General features: G+C 38.4%; 17 protein-coding genes. 13 read left to right on the top strand and 4 right to left on the bottom strand.

Translation table 11 applies throughout. The features are described from left to right. Positions 1–143 precede the first annotated feature (143 nt). Positions 144–1,568: an aspartate ammonia-lyase gene (gene aspA / locus ACFVSW_RS23735; RefSeq protein ID WP_387319085.1), complete on the top strand. Its 1,425-nt coding sequence runs from the start codon at positions 144–146 to the stop codon at positions 1,566–1,568. A gap of 55 nt (positions 1,569–1,623) precedes the next feature. Here the strand turns inward: aspA and ACFVSW_RS23740 are convergent, their stop codons facing one another. Next, positions 1,624–3,342: a PucR family transcriptional regulator gene (locus ACFVSW_RS23740; protein ID WP_387319086.1), complete on the bottom strand. Its 1,719-nt coding sequence runs from the start codon at positions 3,340–3,342 to the stop codon at positions 1,624–1,626. Between the two features lie 212 nt (positions 3,343–3,554). Between ACFVSW_RS23740 and ACFVSW_RS23745 the strand changes: the two genes are divergently transcribed. From ACFVSW_RS23745 to ACFVSW_RS23775, 7 genes are all read left to right on the top strand, one after another. Continuing rightward, positions 3,555–4,439 carry an oxamate carbamoyltransferase subunit AllH family protein gene (locus ACFVSW_RS23745; protein WP_387319087.1) on the top strand — a complete coding sequence of 295 codons (885 nt, stop codon included), beginning with the start codon at positions 3,555–3,557 and terminating at the stop codon, positions 4,437–4,439. Continuing rightward, positions 4,436–5,980, top strand: coding sequence for an acyl-CoA synthetase FdrA (gene fdrA, locus ACFVSW_RS23750; RefSeq protein ID WP_387319088.1), 1,545 nt, complete (start codon positions 4,436–4,438; stop codon positions 5,978–5,980). The genes ACFVSW_RS23745 and fdrA overlap by 4 nt, the downstream gene beginning before the upstream one ends. Positions 5,981–5,982: 2 nt before the next feature. Beyond that, positions 5,983–7,410, top strand: coding sequence for a YlbE family protein (locus tag ACFVSW_RS23755; RefSeq protein WP_387319089.1), 1,428 nt, complete (start codon positions 5,983–5,985; stop codon positions 7,408–7,410). A gap of 116 nt (positions 7,411–7,526) precedes the next feature. Then, complete coding sequence (locus tag ACFVSW_RS23760; RefSeq protein WP_387319090.1) at positions 7,527–8,717, top strand: ankyrin repeat domain-containing protein; 1,191 nt, start codon at positions 7,527–7,529, stop codon at positions 8,715–8,717. Continuing rightward, the gene (arcC, locus tag ACFVSW_RS23765) at positions 8,717–9,673 is read left to right on the top strand and encodes a carbamate kinase (protein WP_387319091.1); all 957 of its coding nucleotides are present in this window, start codon (positions 8,717–8,719) and stop codon (positions 9,671–9,673) included. The genes ACFVSW_RS23760 and arcC overlap by 1 nt, the downstream gene beginning before the upstream one ends. A gap of 275 nt (positions 9,674–9,948) precedes the next feature. Beyond that, entirely contained in the window at positions 9,949–11,490 is a 1,542-nt protein-coding gene (locus tag ACFVSW_RS23770) for a xanthine permease (RefSeq protein ID WP_387319092.1), read from the top strand. 177 nt (positions 11,491–11,667) lie between these two features. Further along, the gene (locus tag ACFVSW_RS23775) at positions 11,668–12,120 is read left to right on the top strand and encodes a nucleoside deaminase (protein WP_387319093.1); all 453 of its coding nucleotides are present in this window, start codon (positions 11,668–11,670) and stop codon (positions 12,118–12,120) included. A 50-nt stretch (positions 12,121–12,170) separates the two neighbouring features. On the opposite strand, the gene ACFVSW_RS23780 is transcribed toward ACFVSW_RS23775, so the two are convergent. Both ACFVSW_RS23780 and ACFVSW_RS23785 read right to left on the bottom strand, forming a co-directional pair. Continuing rightward, on the bottom strand, positions 12,171–13,040 hold the full coding sequence (locus ACFVSW_RS23780) for an alpha/beta hydrolase (RefSeq protein ID WP_387319094.1): 870 nt from the start codon (positions 13,038–13,040) through the stop codon (positions 12,171–12,173). Positions 13,041–13,247: 207 nt separating this feature from the next. Beyond that, positions 13,248–13,571 carry a hypothetical protein gene (locus ACFVSW_RS23785; protein ID WP_387319096.1) on the bottom strand — a complete coding sequence of 108 codons (324 nt, stop codon included), beginning with the start codon at positions 13,569–13,571 and terminating at the stop codon, positions 13,248–13,250. A 292-nt stretch (positions 13,572–13,863) separates the two neighbouring features. On the opposite strand from ACFVSW_RS23785, the gene ACFVSW_RS23790 reads away from it, so the two are divergent. Continuing rightward, the gene (locus ACFVSW_RS23790) at positions 13,864–14,856 is read left to right on the top strand and encodes a VanW family protein (protein ID WP_387319097.1); all 993 of its coding nucleotides are present in this window, start codon (positions 13,864–13,866) and stop codon (positions 14,854–14,856) included. Between the two features lie 59 nt (positions 14,857–14,915). On the opposite strand, the gene ACFVSW_RS23795 is transcribed toward ACFVSW_RS23790, so the two are convergent. Next, the gene (locus tag ACFVSW_RS23795) at positions 14,916–15,122 is read right to left on the bottom strand and encodes a methionine aminopeptidase (protein ID WP_387319098.1); all 207 of its coding nucleotides are present in this window, start codon (positions 15,120–15,122) and stop codon (positions 14,916–14,918) included. Between the two features lie 240 nt (positions 15,123–15,362). Here ACFVSW_RS23795 and ACFVSW_RS23800 point away from each other — a divergent pair, with 240 nt between their 5' ends. From ACFVSW_RS23800 to ACFVSW_RS23815, 4 genes are all read left to right on the top strand, one after another. Continuing rightward, complete coding sequence (locus ACFVSW_RS23800) at positions 15,363–15,536, top strand: hypothetical protein (RefSeq protein WP_387319099.1); 174 nt, start codon at positions 15,363–15,365, stop codon at positions 15,534–15,536. 116 nt (positions 15,537–15,652) lie between these two features. Beyond that, complete coding sequence (locus ACFVSW_RS23805) at positions 15,653–16,000, top strand: PadR family transcriptional regulator (RefSeq protein WP_387319100.1); 348 nt, start codon at positions 15,653–15,655, stop codon at positions 15,998–16,000. Beyond that, positions 15,981–16,619, top strand: coding sequence for an HAAS signaling domain-containing protein (locus tag ACFVSW_RS23810; protein WP_387319101.1), 639 nt, complete (start codon positions 15,981–15,983; stop codon positions 16,617–16,619). The genes ACFVSW_RS23805 and ACFVSW_RS23810 overlap by 20 nt, the downstream gene beginning before the upstream one ends. A 70-nt stretch (positions 16,620–16,689) precedes the next feature. Further along, entirely contained in the window at positions 16,690–18,150 is a 1,461-nt protein-coding gene (locus ACFVSW_RS23815) for a DUF4153 domain-containing protein (RefSeq protein ID WP_387319102.1), read from the top strand. Positions 18,151–18,245: the final 95 nt, after the last annotated feature.

Below are 18,245 nucleotides of genomic sequence, written 5' to 3' on the forward strand. Positions count from 1 at the left end.
AAGGGAAAAATGACTTTCAGCTTAAGTTGACTGGTTTTTTGTATTAATATTGAAATAATAATGTAAATAGGAGACAGGAATTGAATAAGCTGTTATTATTTCTGTGGAAGTAAAATCTTTTTCTATATTAGGAGTGTTTTCAGATGTTTACGGACGCAACAAGAACTGAACAAGATTTTTTAGGAAAAAAAGAGATACCAATCGATGCCTATTATGGTATACAGACCTTGAGGGCAGTTGAAAATTTTCCGATTACAGGCTATTCTCTTAACGAAGAGTTAATCATGGCGTTGGCAATGGTTAAAAAAGCGGCCGCGATAGCAAATATGAATACGAAGCAGTTGTATAGCGGTCTTGGAAATGTTATGTGTCAAGCAGCCGATGAAATAATCGAAGGAAAGTGGCATAATCAATTCATTGTTGACCCCATCCAAGGCGGAGCAGGGACATCGATGAACATGAATGCAAATGAAGTGATAGCGAACCGTGCCCTTGAATTGCTCGGACACGAAAAAGGCGCTTATTTGCATTTGAGTCCAAATAGTCATGTTAATATGTCGCAATCGACAAATGATGTGTTTCCTACAGCCATACATATTGCCACATTAAAGCTCCTTGAAAAATTGCTTAAGACGATGAATGATATGCATCAGGTTTTCAAAGCTAAGGCAAAGGAGTTTGAAAACGTTATCAAAATGGGGCGCACCCATCTACAAGATGCGGTTCCAATTCGACTTGGACAGGAATTTGAGGCTTACAGCCGTGTGCTGGAACGGGATATGAAACGGATTCAACACTCACAAGGCCATTTGTTCGAAGTCAATATGGGAGCCACTGCCGTCGGGACTGGATTAAATGCAGACCCAAAATATATTAAAGATGTAGTTGAACAGCTTGCGCAAATTAGTGGATTACCATTGGTCAATGCCGAGCATCTCGTTGATGCTACGCAAAACACGGATGCCTATACCGAAGTTTCTGCGGCATTGAAAGTTTGTATGATGAACATGTCGAAAATAGCTAATGACCTCAGGCTGATGGCTTCGGGTCCACGTGCAGGGCTAGCTGAGATTACTCTGCCGGCTCGTCAGCCCGGATCATCGATTATGCCTGGTAAAGTGAACCCAGTCATGCCGGAACTTATTAATCAAATTGCATTCCAGGTGATTGGAAACGATCATACCATTTGCCTCGCTTCTGAAGCAGGCCAGTTGGAATTAAACGTTATGGAGCCTGTATTAGTCTTTAACTTGCTGCAATCGATTAGTATTATGAATAACGGTTTCCGCTCATTTACCGCTCATTGTCTCACTGGGATTGAAGCAAATGAAGCCCGGCTAAAAGAATATGTAGAAAAAAGTGTTGGTATCATCACGGCCGTAAATCCGCATTTAGGTTACGAAGTGGCGGCACGGATTGCAAAAGAGGCAACTGTCACGGGAAAATCTGTTCGAGAACTTTGCTTGAAGTATGATGTATTATCTGAAGATGAGCTAGATCTTATTTTAAATATCTATGAAATGACCAAACCAGGAATTGCTGGTGCTTCACTTTTGGAAAGAGATTAATAATTCCGTCTTAAAAACCAGATGTCCTGTGCTTACATTGGCACAGGACATAAATTTAATAATTTTTATTATTAATGCCAAGATTTTTATTTAATAGTCTAAATATTTTTAAGGCTAATTGTATTTGCAGTAATTCTTCGGAGTTTTTTAAATCAGTATTTAGGATTTCCTTTATTTTCTCAATTCTGTAAATAAGTGTATTTCTGTGTAAAAACATCGCTTTTGCGGTTTCGCTTATATTAAGATTATTTAGAAAGTAGTTTTCTAACGTTAAGATATAACTTGTTCCGTGTAATTGGTCATGGCCAAAGATTTTTCCAAGGCGTTTCATGAAAAAATCCTCTAATTCCATATCTTTAATATTGCTATCCAAGAAGTGATAGAGTGAATGATCCTCAAAATGAGATACACCCCCGTGATCGTCAAACCTTTGCATAAGCCTAATGGATTCATTTGCTTCGGAAAAACTTTTGTGAAGCGAATGAATGGTTTCATACTGTCTGCCAATTCCAATTAAGAAGGTTGTATTTTTTAATTGTTTGGTCAATTCACCATAAAGCCCATGTCCGTATTGCTTTGCTTCATTTAATGTAATGGGAGATCTATTTCCGCTCTGTCCAAATAAAACGATAATGTGATTGTTTCGATAAAAGCACGTAACTTCCCCATTTGCTAGGTTTGAATGTTCATAAACTAGGTCCACACATTTTCTAGACGTATTCTCTAATTGAAGCTTTCTTGCCACCAAATCCTCGTACCGTTCAAGGTCTTCCGAATCAAAATTTATTACCAAACAAAAATACTTATATTGTGAATTTAAACCATGCAATTCGCTAAGGGATTGGATGGATTCACTGGAAGTTATTTTTCCTGTCAGCAAATCATCGAAGAAATCCTGCCTGATTTTTAACTTTACTTCCTCAATCTCTTTTGCTTTTATCATTTCAAGCGCCATAATGGTGGAAGCTTGTTCAAGGATAATATAGTCAAACTCCGTTAGTTCCCGTACTGTTTGCCAAACAATTATATATCCATAAAGATAATTGGCAACGGCGACAGGTAAGATCCGGCACTTAATTTCCATGGCTTCCATATGATAAATTCGCTTAATGGACTTCTTCATTTCACTAATATTATCAGGTATGGAGTCTAGGAACACTTGGTTGAAAATCGGTCTATTTTTTAGTAAATCAAAGCAGTAGGCAAGCGGCACTTTGTTAGCCTTGTGCTCCGTGAAATGGAGCAATTTCCAATCCTTGTCTACAAAAATGATAGGGTTATTGATCGTTTCGGATAACAAGGAAGAAATCCTTTCGATCCCGCCGCCTTCAAGCGTAATCCTAAAAAATAAATTATGCATGTCTAACGTTTTTCGGTTCAATAAATCATATCTTCCAGATGCTTTTTCATTAATAATCGAGATAACTCGGGACAGGGTATATTCAAAAGGCAGCTCTATTAACGGCAAGCCATACTTATTTGCCTCGTCAATCATATTCTGCGGAATTTTATCAAAGTACCGCTTCATTTTTACCACAAGACCCGCACAATTTATTTCAGATAGCTCCTTAATAATCCTTTTTTGTAGATCTTCGTTATCTTTAAAAATAAAGCCAGTCGTCAAAAGCAGTTCATTAGGAGAAAGCCAATCAAATGCTCCTGGGTTTTCAATAATATTTACAAGCGAAATTTCATTATTGATCCCTTTTTCCCCAGCAATAATTTTAATTCCATCGATTGCTTTTATTTCAAATAGTTCTTTAACTGTAAGCAAGATTTTTCACTCCTTTGTCAAAATTCTAACACAATCCATTGTATATGTTGCACAAATGAACTCAAATCTTTTTGGATTTGTTAAACGATGACGATTTTATGCAATATACCTAAAATAATCATGTAAGGTCTTAAGTTAGTCAAATAAAGGAGGCCGATTCCAGTCAAATTAGATTAGACGGAAAAACAGTCTAGGACTATGAGGTGTCTTGCGTGAGAGAAACAATATCTGGGGATGTTGATTTTATTCAGAGGATTACTCATTCAAGTTTCAGTGGGTTTGTCCATAGTACTTTTAATCGGACATTTAATATTCAATGTTTAGAAAATGGTGAGTTATACACCATAGCTAGCAGCGAAATAGACAATGGGCCAAATACTTTAATCATTGATGTAGATTCTATCAGTTCAATGGGTCTAGAAGTAAATGATAAGGTAACGGTTAAAAATCAAACCTTGACCATTGGAAATAAACTCGCCATATCTATTGATCAAGCGGAGAAGTGGGAGAGTGTGATTCCGACATACCCACATAATGTAGATATTCTGACCCGTAATGTTAAATGGATGCAGGACTATATCAACATTAATGGTAAAGGCGGCGGAATGAAAAGACGAATTGTTGCCCAAAGTCCTTTCGAAGCTGAAATGTCCAAGATGCTTGATCTTCGAAAGAATCTACTTTTGGACCAATTAGTAAAAAATCATCTGTCATTAGCTATACCGCATGCGGTTTCGCTTATTGGTTTAGGACCGGGGTTGACTCCGTCTGGTGATGATTTTTTAACAGGGATATTCACCGTTATTAATATGAAAAACAGCCCATTTTATCCCCAACGATCTTTTTGTGAAGATGTACTAAAGAATGCAAAGACCTTAACGAATGACATTAGCTATATGGCTTTGAAAAAAGCATCAATCGGGAAAGTGAGAGAGTCTATCATTTGTTTAATCGCTTCCATAATCGCGGGGAATGAAGAAGACTTAATTCTCTCTTTAAATAAAGTATTATCCATCGGCTCTTCATCCGGAACAGATATTTCCATAGGACTTGTCTGCGGAATGGAGGCAAATATTAGAGCAGGAGGTAAATTATGACTGTACAAGCATTGATCAAGCCAAATACGTATTTTGATTCAGTTTCTTTAATGTCCCTTTCAACGAAAGCCAATCAAATTGATGGTGTTGAACAGGCCATTATTGCAATGGGTACTGAGATGAATAAAGAGGTAATGAAGAATGTTGGATTAATGACACCGGAAGTGGAAGAGGCTAAAACAAGCGATCTCATTATTGTCGTAAAAGCGGCAACAGATGAACTGTTCGAAAGCGCTTTCAAAGGCATTGATGAATTATTTACTAAAAAGAACACTACCAAAGGAAAAAGTGAAGTTAAATATTCGACAATCTCGTCGGCAGCTCAAGGCAATCCCGATGCAAATTTAGCAATTATCGCAGTAAATGGGGTTTATGCCGCAAGAGAGGCAAGGAAAGCACTTGAAAATAACTTAAATGTCATGATGTTCAGCGATAACGTCAGCATTGAAGATGAAATTGAATTAAAGCAAATTGCACACGAAAAAGGCTTATTGATGATGGGACCTGATTGTGGTACAGCGATTATTGGCAATGTGGCCCTCTGTTTTGCAAATGCAGTGAGAAAAGGAAACATTGGAATTGTCGCTGCATCCGGAACAGGCAGCCAAGAGGTTAGCGTCCGTATCCATGAATTTGGCGGAGGGATTACACAACTGGTTGGAACAGGTGGAAGAGATCTAAAAGAAGAAGTAGGCGGCGTCATGATGCTAGATGGTATCCAAGCTCTTGAAGACGATGAAGCTACTAAAGTAATTGTCCTTGTTTCAAAGCCACCTGCACCAAGTGTCGAAGAGAAAGTGTTAGCCAAAATTAAAACTTGTAAAAAGCCTGTAGTTGTTTGGTTTATTGGAGGCCATGAAGAAAAAATCACCGAGGCTGGCGGCCATTTTGCGAAAATGTCTAAAGAAGCAGCACTTAAAGCAGTCTTGCTAGCTGGTGCTGATGAAAGCAAACTCAACAAACGTGCGTTAAACATTCCGCTTATCGAAGAAGTTCGTACAAAATTAACACCGGAACAGAAATATATTCGCGGATTATTCAGCGGCGGAACTCTTTGCGATGAGGCCATGCATGCAGCAATGGAAAAGTTTGATAATGTCTACAGCAATATTGCAAGAAATCCAGAGTATCGCTTGAAAGATAGATATACAAGCCAAGAGCATACATTCATCGACTTCGGTGATGATGAATATACACAAGGCAAGCCACATCCAATGATTGATCCATCTACTCGTCTAGAAAGATTTATCCAAGAAGCAAAAGATCCATCCGTTGGTGTAATTGTTATGGACTTTGTGTTGGGATATGGTGCGCACGAAGATCCAGTTGGAGCATTTCTTCCAGCATTCATCGAAGCGAAGCAGCAAGCTGAACAAGAAGGTAGACATTTAGAAATTATCGGATATGTTCTTGGAACAGAACTAGATCCTCAAAATCTTGATGAGCAAATTAATAAGTTATTAGCCGCTGGCGTCACACATGCAAGCAGCAGCCAAAACGCTGGACTATTAGCTAGAGAATTTGTTGTGAAGGGAGAATAGCCATGAGTCGAATTAACGATCTTTTTAAAAGTAAACCACATGTAATTAACGTCGGAATTGAGTCATTTAAAGATGATTTATTACAACAAGGTTCTGAGGTCATTCATTTAGAATGGACACCGCCAGGAAGAGGTAACCCAGAATTAATTGCTGCGCTTGATAAACTTGAAAATCCTGCGATGATGGAAAAAATCGAAGAAGCGAATAAGTTAGCAGTTGAAAGAATTATTAATTCGCAGCCAGTGTTAATTGGATACGACCAAGCAATTAATTGTGTGCCAGGAATGACGAAAACAACAATTCTTCATGCGGGACCTCCTATTACTTGGGATAAAATGAATGGCCCAATGAAGGGCGCTGTTACTGGTGCTATTGTCTTTGAAGGGCTAGCGAAGGATATCGAAGAAGCCGCTGAACTTGCAGCATCCGGAGAAATTACTTTTTCACCTTGTCATGAACATAACTGTGTTGGTTCAATGGCTGGTGTCACATCTGCATCAATGTTTATGCACATTGTTGAAAACAAAACATACGGAAATATTGCGTATACCAACTTAAGTGAACAATTATCAAAAATCCTTCGTATGGGTGCGAACGATCAAAGTGTTATTGATCGATTAGTGTGGATGCGCGATGTATTTGGTCCGATCTTAAGAGATGCCATGAAACTAAATCCAAACGGCATTGACTTACGTTTAATGCTTGCACAAGCGCTTCACATGGGTGATGAGTGCCACAATCGAAATGTTGCAGGGACAACCCTGTTAATCCAAGCATTAACTCCGTACATTTTACAAACGGATTATACTATCGAACAGAAGAAAGAAGTTTTTGAGTTTGTTGCCAGCAGTGACTATTTCTCTGGTCCTACTTGGATGGCGATGGCTAAATGTGCCCTTGATGCTGCTCATGGCATTGAAAACAGTACAATTGTTACCACAATGGCCCGTAATGGTGTGGAATTTGGAATCCGTGTTAGTGGAATGGCTGGAAACGCATGGTTTACTGGTCCAGCGCAAAAAGTTGTCGGGCCAATGTTTGCAGGTTACAAGCCGGAGGATTCCGGACTTGATATCGGTGACAGTGCAATTACTGAAACTTATGGCATCGGCGGCTTTGCGATGGCAACAGCTCCTGCAATTGTAGCGTTAGTTGGCGGAACCGTAGAGGAAGCTATCGGTTATTCAACACAAATGAAGGAAATCACAACAACTGAAAATCCTAATGTGACGATTCCAATGCTTGATTTCATGGGTGTTCCGACGGGAATCGATGTACGAAAGGTCGTTCAAACAGGAATCATGCCTATTATTAATACTGCCATTGCCCATAAAGAGGCTGGAATTGGAATGATTGGTGCAGGTATCACGCATCCTCCGGTTGAAGCATTTGAAAAAGCGCTGTTAACCATAAGCGAAAACATTCAGTAAAAATGGCGCGTTTAGGGGAGAATGGCAAGTCTGAAACAGTCCAATGGATTGCTATTCTTCCCTAAATAGGTATTTTCTAATGCGAAAGATGCACAGGTGAATAGGAGAGAATTTAGATGGAGAATAAATCCATTAACATGGATCTTATCTATGCAAGTGAACTTGGAGATGTAGAGGGCGTCAAAAGGCTTTTACAACAAGGCGCAAGCATTGATTTTAAAGATGAAAATGGCCGCACAGCCTTAATGGCAGCGACACAAAAAAACAACAAAGCAGCGGTTCAATTGTTACTAGAAGCAGGCAGTGACGTGAACACAAGAGATATTACCCAACTGACGCCGTTTATTTGTTCAGGAGCAAATGGTTTCCATGAAATCCTAAGTTTGATGTTGAATTTTGGTGCGGATCTACAAAGTGTGAACCGATTTGGCGGCACTGCCTTATTACCTTCTAGTGAGAAGGGATACCTAAAAACAGTACAGGTTTGTTTAGAAGCGGGTGTTCCAGTAAATCATGCAAACAATTTAGGGTGGTCCGCTCTGCTCGAATCAGTCATATTGGGCAACGGAGGCCGTTTATACTCCAATATTATCGATATGCTTGTCGAAGCTGGTGCAGACGTGAATCTGCAGGATCGTGACGGGAAATCATCACTGCAGCATGCTATTGAACTTAAACAGGATAGGGTTGTGAAAATTCTTTACAAGGATTTCTCAGATGAAGACGAAGTCATTCAGTCAGTTAAAAAACTTTATCGGGAAAATAAGTATGAGGATGCAATTACGGTAATTAATCAAGTTTTTGAAAAAGATCCTAATAATTTTGATCTCTACTTTTATAAGGGATATTGCTTACAAGAATTAAAGAAATTTGAGGAAGCACTTGCTGAGTACAACAAGGCATTGGCTTTAAATTCAAATGAATTGGATTTCTATTTTTATACAGCCAATTGTTTAAGGTTGATGAACAAACCTGAGGAAGCACTGGCAGAATATGATAAAGCTAGTGAACTAAATCCTACTGAGACGTTTTATCGTTATCACAAATCCAATTATTTAAGAGAATTGGGAAGACACGAGGAAGCAGTGAATGAAATGAATCAGCTGCTCTCGCTACAGCCGCATCGATATGATTTTTCATTTCATAAGGCAAATAGTCTGCGATCATTAGGTAAACATCAGGAAGCAATAGAGGCGATAGAGAATGCAATTGAAAATGACCCGACGAATTCTTTATATCATTTGCATAAGGAACAGTCGATTGAATTATTAACGAAACAATTAGAAAAGAGAAAGGAGAAATCCTAGTGGAAAAATTAGTTATCGTCGCTATCGGGGGGAATTCCTTAGTTAGAGAAAATGGAAGCGGTTCCGTTCAAGAACAATATGAAGCTGTAACTGAAACAGCCGTTAATATTGCAGATATGGTTGCCGAAGGCTTCCAAGTTGTTGTCACACATGGTAATGGACCCCAAGTAGGTTTTGGGCTAAGAAGATCTGAAATTGCAAATGAAGTAGCAGATATGCCAGTAGTACCTCTTGTAAATTGTGGTGCTGATACTCAAGGCGGGATTGGCTACCAAATTCAACAGGCATTGATTAATGAATTTGTTAAAAGAGGGATTAACAAAAAAGTGGCAACTGTTATTACTCAAGTGGAAGTTAGTAGTGCTGATCCTAACTTTAAAAATCCAACTAAGCCAGTAGGTTCATTTTTTTCTCTCGAGCAAGCGGATGAAATGAAGAAAGAACATCCAGATTGGATTTTTATCGAAGATTCAGGCCGTGGTTATCGAAGAGTGGTGCCTTCTCCAAAACCAATTAATATTGTGGAAAAGGATGCCATTAAAACGTTGATTGAAGCAGGCTTTGTTGTTATTGCTGTAGGCGGCGGCGGAATTCCTGTCGTAAAGAATTCTGACAATACGTATGAAGGCATTGATGCTGTTATTGATAAAGATTTTGCAACTAGCCTTTTAGCAGAACAAGTTCAAGCGGAAACGTTAATTATTACAACTGGTGTTTCTAGAGTGTGTATTAATTTTGGAAAACCGAATCAACAAGCTCTTGAAAAAATTACCGTTGAGGAATTGAAACAGTATGCCGCTGAAGGACACTTCCCTCCAGGCAGCATGCTTCCTAAAGTCGAAGCAAGTTTGAGTTTCTTGGAGAAGGATGGCAAAAGGGTAATAATTACCGATCCTGAAAGTCTAAAAGATGCAATCGTCGAAAAGGCCGGTACGCATATTATCAATTTGAAATAATTGATATTGACGCCCTTTAAATAGGAGTAAAAATTGCTGGACCAATCAAAATTAGAACAATTGCATGATCAATAATAATCATTTGGAACTTTCTTTTGCAATGATTCTACGTCATACATTTGGTGTTAAAGGTTCAAATATTCCCGCACTATGCCGTCGGTTAGTATTCTATTGACTGTATAATTTATGCAACCATGGCGATTAAATTCCATACTTTAATGCTTATTACAATTTAGCTGTAATAAAAAATAATAGATTTTTAAGGAGAATATTACATGGGGAATGTATCTTTTTGGAAAAAGGGAGACTTTGCTGCTTCCTTCGGTTTGTTCGTTAATGTTTTGACAGACTTTTTGGTTATGATCTCATTATTAATTGGTGTAGTTGGCATGCCAACAGAGTTTGTTTTTAAACGAATTGTTCCTGGCTTTGGATTTGCTGTATTGCTATCTGGTATTATTTTTGCTTATTTTGCCTATAAATTAGCTAAGAAAACAGGTAGAACAGATATTACCGCCCTTCCATCAGGTTCTAGTTCACCTGGTATTTTTCTTATCGTATTTGTGATTATGCTTCCTCTATATCATCAAACACAGGATGCTGTTTTCACAACATCTGTCGCTGTACTTTGGGGTTTTGTTGAGGCTTCCATTTTATTTTTAGGTGCATTCATAGGTGAAACGATTAGAAAGATTGTCCCAAGAACTGTATTGTTAGCAGCCTTGGCAGGTTTGGCATTTGTATTTTTAGGCATGAACCCAATGCTACAATCTTTTGAAATGCCTGTAGTGGCATTTGTTGCATTAATAATCATTTTCATGAACTGGTTAAGTAAACATCCAATATTGAAGAAAATACCTACGGGTCTATTATTGATCGTAGTTGGAACTGCAATTGCTTGGATCGCTGGATATCAAAATCCTGCTGAAGTTACTGAAGCTCTAAAATCATTTGGCTTTAATCCTCCTAAGTTGCATTTAAATGGGCTTTTCGACCATATTGAAGCTGCTTTGCCATATTTATTAACTGCTATACCTCTAGGGTTATCAAACTTCATTTTTAATTTGGAAAACGTTGAAGCTGCTGCTGTTTGTGGGGATGAATACAATACTAGGGACGTTATGCTTGCAAACGGTTTTTCTACTCTAATAGGTGGCCTTTGTGGTAACCCATTCCCAGTAACAGTATATGTAGGTCATGCTGGTTGGAAAGAAGTTGGTGCAGGTTTAGGCTATTCTATTGCTAGCTCTATTGGTATATTCCTATTATCGGTTTTCAGTCTTATGGGTCTGATGCTAGCTGTTATTCCGATTGCCGCTATTGTACCGATGCTCGTGTTTATTGCGATTGTAACAGGGCATCAAGTTGTTAAAGAAAGTCCGAAATTTGAAGCTCCAGCAATCTTTGTATGTTTCTTCCCATGGGTTGCTAACTGGGCACTTGTTGCTGTAAATAATGCACTTTCAGCTGCTGGTACATCGGTAGGAACAGCGGCAGACCAAGTTTCGTCACTTACCCTTCACAATGCTGGACTTTTCTATGATGGTTTGCTTGCTCTAGGTAATGGCGCTCCTATTACTAGTGTACTTTGGGGTTCTATAGCTGTATTTACTATCCGGAACACGCCTATTGGAGGCATCATAGCTGCAGTGCTAGGAGCCGCTTTAACTTTTGTTGGTGCTATTCATACAAGCACTCTCGGACTAGCACAAGCAACTGCCATGCCTTTCGTTTGGGGATATCTATTAATTGCCGCATTTTTAGCGTATAAACTCTATGTAAATAAGAAAGATAATATTGGTCCTGTTACAGAGTAAAAATGAAAGCCACATTTGAAAAAGAACATTTTGACCTAATTCGATAATCAGATTGTTTGATAGTATCATTTACTCTTTATCCTTTAATAGGTGGAATGAGAAAAATTAATAAAATAAGGAACACCAAATTTAGTTATTCCTAAAATGTGTATAACAAAAGTAAGGAGAATTTTTAATATGGATTATATGAAATTAGCTGCAGATGCAACATTAGTTGGTATGGCCAACAAAATAGGTGGACCATTCGGTGCAACGATTGTCCGAGGTGATGAAGTGATTGCAGCAGTAAGCAATACCATGATGAGAGATACTGATCCTTCTGCACATGCAGAAATGGTGGCTGTAAGAGAAGCTTGTAAAAAATTAGGTACAATGGATTTATCAGATTGCGTTGTCTATGCTACTTGTGAGCCTTGCCCAATGTGTGTATCTGTTATGATTTGGGCAGGTATCAAGGATGTGTACTACTGTAGCACAAGAGATGACGCTGCTGAGCATGGTTTTTCTGACATGCACCTGCGCCAATATTTAGCGGGTGAAGATAATAGTGTCATTAACATGATAAAAGTGGAAGATAGAGAAGATTGTGATCATCTATGGGAGCATTTTCACGAATTTAACAAGAAGTAAATAGCCGTTAAAAAGTCCGGTCTGTCTTATGACAGAGCCGGACTTTTTACTCATTCTGCAAGATGCGTGTGAAGAAAATCAATCACCTGTTTAAGGGCATTTTGGACAACCGGATTATGGAAATCTTTATCAAATACATGCTCACCATTAGGAATTGTAATTAACTTTGCTTCAACTGATTCCTTTAGAATAGCAGCCCTCATAAAAACAGACTGTTCATAAGGGACATCAGTATCCTTCGTTCCATGTAATAGGAGGGTTGGCGGATAGTCTTTAGTAATATTGTGAATGGGACAATATTTTGTCAATGCTACTTTATTGCTTTCTGGATTGACACCTGTAATTTGTTCAATCCATTCCCCATGTTGCCTTGCATATACATATAGGAGGAAACGCTGCTCAATAGATGCATCAGTAATGATCTGATCCGAAACAAGTGTTTTAGCTACATCTTTTGGGACAATGTCTTTTTTACAGTAAAAACTGCTAGGCGTCGTTGCCCATTTACCATTTATATCGCCATATCCATAGAAAGAGACGATTGCACGCGGCTTAGATGTAAATGTCCCTGTGCTCAGGGCAAGGAACCCACCCGCGGAACTGCCTACTACAGCAATTCTTCTTGGATCAATGGAATGCTTTGGCCCTTCTGTCTCTAGCCAATGGAGTGCGTCTTGAATATCTTCAAGAATGTCCGGCAGTTTTGTCGCAGGGGCGAGCCGATAGTCAATTGAAAACAAGGCAATCCCTTGTTCAGTGTATAGCTCGATCATTTCTTCACTGATTTCTTTTCTAGTTCCCCAAACAAGTCCACCGCCATGAATATATACGGCTACTGGAGCATTGTCATGGTTTAGACCATAAAAATCGGCTTTTATTTCGAAACGCTCATCTCTCTTATAAACTACTGTTTTTTTCATTTGTATTTTACACGTCCTATCATGCAGGTGAAATTAAGATGGTCATTAATAATATACAACAAAATAACCAACAAAATCTTCCCCATATATGAGTTGTTTTATACAAACTTCTTTGTACAATATGCCTAAAGATGATATTGCATTTTGCTGCCATAGGATTACAAAAAAATAGTCCCATATCAGGACTATTTAAACTGTTTTATTGGGCTATTCGCTTTTCCCTTCTTTTAGTGAGCGGAAAATTTGAGTATTCATACTTCCTTCAGCAATATTTTCAAGGAAAAATGGACCAATGAGCTTAATATATTCTTCATCTTCAAACATTTTTCTGTTTTGTAATTCCATTTCAGCTAAGCCTTCGTAGGTTGAAAGTAGGGCATATGAATGATCATTCCCGGAAACGGGTGTCAATACCTCAACCTTATGGTCATAATTTTCATTTCTGAATTTTTTAAGCTCTTTTAAATTTTCAATTCCTTCTTTAAATTTATCCTGCTTAATCACAAACGTCTGGTATACAAAAACAGACAATTTTGGACACCCCCAAAAAATTAACAAATATACCTATACTATGTACGTAATTAACCTATTTATTCACCGTTTGGTGTAGTTTAAATTCCAGTTAATTTTATCAGTTAAACAATTTTTTATTTTGATAAGGTGAAAAAATAAACCAAAAGAACTGGTTTGAAATTCTTAGCAGGAAAATGTAAATTAAAATGGAATAGATAGGTTAATCAATGAAACGAAAGTCCATGCGAAGACGTCTAAAGAATAAAAGGAAAAATACGGTTTTCAGTAAAAGGGGAATAGTTGGGGGAAAATGGCAAAGTTTACTTGGGCAATTTCATTATTGTTGGTAGGTAGTTTAATAGGTTTAGCGGGCTGTTCTGAACAGACGACGAAAGAACAGCAAGTAAAAGCATCGGAATTGCACCCGAAGAAGGCAGAAAAGAAGGAAAGAGCGAAGAAAAAAGAGGAAGAGAAGCCGGTTATTGTCAATATTATCGATCCAAATACGAAAGATGTTATGAAAACTTTTACACCGAAAGACTTTGGATATGGCATCGATGCTGAAAAGTATAAAACCGAAATCGGCAATTGGGCAAAGGAACTTGCTAGAGGGACAAAAGAATCACCCGGATATGACAAGAGGATGATTCTTGATAAGCTCGATGCAAATGGTCAAGTTGTAAAAGGGACTCCGCAAACCATTCTTGACGAAGCCGAGTTAATTGAAAACGTGCTTCAAGCTTCCGAAAAGGGCGGAAATGTAGAAATTCCACTTTATGTTACAGCAAGTGGATATAACCCTGAGGAGGCAGCCAGTTTGGGAGAGGTTGTTGTTGCTTCCTTTACCACCTATTTTAATAGCAGTGTAGCCGGAAGAACTAAAAATATTGCCTTATCAGCAGAGGCCATTAATAATGTAATCCTCGGCATTCAGGACTCTTTCTCGTTTAATACAACGGTAGGACCGAGTGATGCAGAACACGGGTATCAACCAGCACCGGAAGCCGTTGAGGGAAAATTAGTAGAGGGGATTGGAGGCGGAATTTGCCAGACCTCGTCTACCTTGTATAATTCGATTGATCAATTAGCAGTTGGTTATATTGAAAAACATAACCACTCGCTCCATGTAGGCTATGTTCCTACGGGAAGAGACGCAACGGTCTCTTATGGGGGTCCCGATTTTAGATTTAAAAATACATCAGGTGTTCCGATTCTCGTAAAAGCAATTGTAAAAAAAGGATCACTTACCGTCGAGGTAAGAACATCAAAAGCATATCAGAGCGAAATTAAGAAGCGTGGTTAAAATTAGGTAGATAAAAAAGGACATGTGTCATAATAAAATGATACATGTCCTTTTTATTTTTATTGCATTTCCTCCCAATCCGTGTAATGGCCGCTGCCTTGACAACCCGGACATTCGAACGAATTAAAGTAAGCAAATTCATTATATGGGTACACGGTATAGCCCCGACCTTGACAATCAGGACATTTGCCTTGGTCTTTCATTGTCGAGACATGATTTTGATACCTTGTTTCTTTCCACTGATTAAATGAGTTGAGTAGTCCCATTTTCTTCACCTCATCGTTTTTTCTTAGTATGATAATAAAATGGAATTATTATACTTGTTTGTTTCTAATTTCATTTTGGAATATTAATGGAATAAACAATTCCACTTTTTCATTCAATTACTATTTGATAATAATATATTTTATGAAAAAATCGCCAAATTTGTGAGAATAATCAGAATTTTTTCTGATGGATAATGTCTTAGAAAACCCAAAATACTAATACCAAAAGAGGTGATATTGATGGGTAAATGGAATGGACAGGCTGCACCAAATAATAATTTAGCCCCGAAGACTATTAAGACAGGAGAACTTGTCGGCGATGAGGCAAAACATGAGTTTTCGGAGGAATTATCTGACGGCGGCGAACGGGATCAATACATTGAGCGTCAGAAAGACAATTTAAAAATGAAATAGTATGTGAACAGCAGTGGCGATTACAAAATCGTCACTATTTTTTTCAAAAGGCTTTACAAATTAAAAATGGCGATGTAGAATTTCTATGTACCTAATATTCCTAGGTAGGTGAGAAAATGTTTAATCGTGAATTGGTAAAAGGAAGTACATCATTAATCCTGCTGCAATTATTAAATGAGCGGGATATGTATGGTTATGAATTAGTCAAAGAATTAGAGCAGCGCAGTGACAATGGCTTGAGCGTGAAAGAGGGGACATTGTATCCTGCACTCCATAAACTCGAAAAGCAAGAGTACATCGAATGTTACTGGCAGGAGCAGGAGAAAGGTCCGGCGCGCAAATATTACCGGATTACCCTGGCAGGGAAAGAATTATTAGATGAAAAAACACGTGAATGGCGGGACTTTGTTCAAGTGATGAACAAGGTGATAGGGAGATCAAAGCATGGAACGGCCGAAGAATAGGTTTTTGGAAGAATTGGCAAACGGGCTTGGGAGTCATCCCGATAAAAAAAGTATCCTTCTTGAGTATGAGTCGCATATCGACGAAATTATCATTGAATCCTATGATTGTACGAACGAAGCGGAGGTTACAGACAGAATCTTCACAAGACTTGGAAGCCCTGAAGAAATTACCGCTATGTGGAAAGAAGAGCTGACTGCTACACCGAGCAACATGAAGTGGCTGTTTATTCTGCTTAATATCCTCCTTTTTGGAGGAGGCAGTTTATTAACACTCGCTCATAATCTTTATCAATGGGAGTGGCTGTCAGCCATTTGGAACAGGTTAACAGCGATTCCCACCTTAATTGCCCTTTTGTATTTATTCTTTTGGGCACTACTTGGATACGAAATCGGCAAAGGGTTTGGACACAGCGGGAGAAGGCTGCTTAGAAAGACATTTTTACTTGCGCTTATCCCGAATGTGGTGTTAATGATCCTAACCGTTTTTCAAATTATACCTCATTCATGGTTCGCTCCGTTATTAACCAAAACGTTTATCATTGCTTGTATCATTTTTACGGGTATCCTTTACCCAGTAACCTGGATTGGCTACCGCTGGGGGCGGAAAGCTTCGATATAGGCAGTTTTTTTTGCTAATCTACCTAGTAAAACTATATATATAGAAATTCTACATTAAAAGAGGGATGAATATGGAAATGAAAATTGGGAAATCAGATTGGCTCTTTTTAGTTTTGTGCCTGTTGCTGGGTATTTTAGCGGAGGAATCATTTTTTCGTGATAAAATTGGGATCTCCTATTTCGTGTTTATTTTAGCTTTCTACTCAGTATTTATGTGGCGCTATCGGCGCTTTCCCTTTTCCCATCAGCGAATCGGGTACTTGGTTCTTTGCTGTATTTGGCTGCTCTCGGCAAGCTATTTCTTGAATGACAATCTGTTTTTTTACGCCCTTAATATTTTGGTGATTCCTAGCTTAGTTCTATTTCATCTCGTCTTAGTCACGAGTCCGAAAAACTTTAAATGGAACCAGTCAGCATTTGTCAGCTATTTTTTTACCAGGCTTTTAGACGCTATTAAATATAATGCCGCATTTACCGGACTGTTTGGAAAAAGTTTGAAGCAAGGGGTGGCTGAGGATAAATTAATCATCTGGAAAAAAGTAATGATTGGTGTATTGATTTCCGTTCCCGTGTTGTTAATCGTCTTAAGATTGCTGATGTCGGCAGATACACAGTTTGAACGAATGATTGGCAATATCCCAGATTGGTTCCGTATTTTTGATGCGGAAGGGATTATCCGGTTTATCATTATCCTCTTCTGTACTGCAGCCTTCTTTGGCTTCATGCAGGTGCTAATCAAAAAACAAATAAAGGTCATGAAGCAGCAAACAGATCATCAAGTGGTCCAGCTCGATGCTATTATCACAATAACCGTGTTAATTTTAATCAATGCAGTTTATGTGTTATTTACACTTGTCCAGTTTAAGTATTTCTTCAGCGGGACCTTGCAAGGAGACTTTACTTATGCAGAATACGCGCGCAAAGGATTCTTTGAACTTTTATTTGTCACACTCATTAATTTGTCGATAACCGTTGCTGTATTAACGTTTGTAAATCGTACAACTGGCATCATGAAACGATTGACACAAGTCATGCTTACGGTACTCGTTCTGGCAAGTGCGGTGATGTTAAGCTCTGCCTTTTTACGGTTAAGTTTGTATGAGGATGCGTATGGCTATTCTTTCATCAGAGTGCTCGTCCATTCCTTTATGATTTTTCTAGCGGTCATCTTTACGTATACATTGGTGAAAATTTGGATTGAGAAGCTGTCATTACTGCATTTCTATTTCATTTCTTCATTACTATATTTTACAACGATAACGGTCATTGATTTGGACAAAATTGTGGTCAAAGAAAATATCAATCGTTATGAGGTCAGCGGAAAAATTGATGTTCACTATCTGAACCAATTGTCGTCAACAGGTGTACTTGGATTAATTGAATTGTATGAAAGGGATAGGAATATCCCAGAGTTACAAACGATTTTGCTTGAGCGGCAGGAGGAAGCCCAATCAGAGAGCCATGCTTGGCAATCGTATAATCTAAAACGAACACAAGTAACGGTAAAATTACAGCATCTCCAACTAAATTAGGAAAGAAAAAGCATGCAGGTAATTTGCATGCTTTTTCCATTTTGTGAAACGATGTTTCGATTTTTTACTTCTAAATAAATTAGCAATATTGCAAA

The organism is Neobacillus sp. NPDC058068 (assembly GCF_042885335.1).
Lineage (GTDB): Bacteria > Bacillota > Bacilli > Bacillales > Cytobacillaceae > Neobacillus.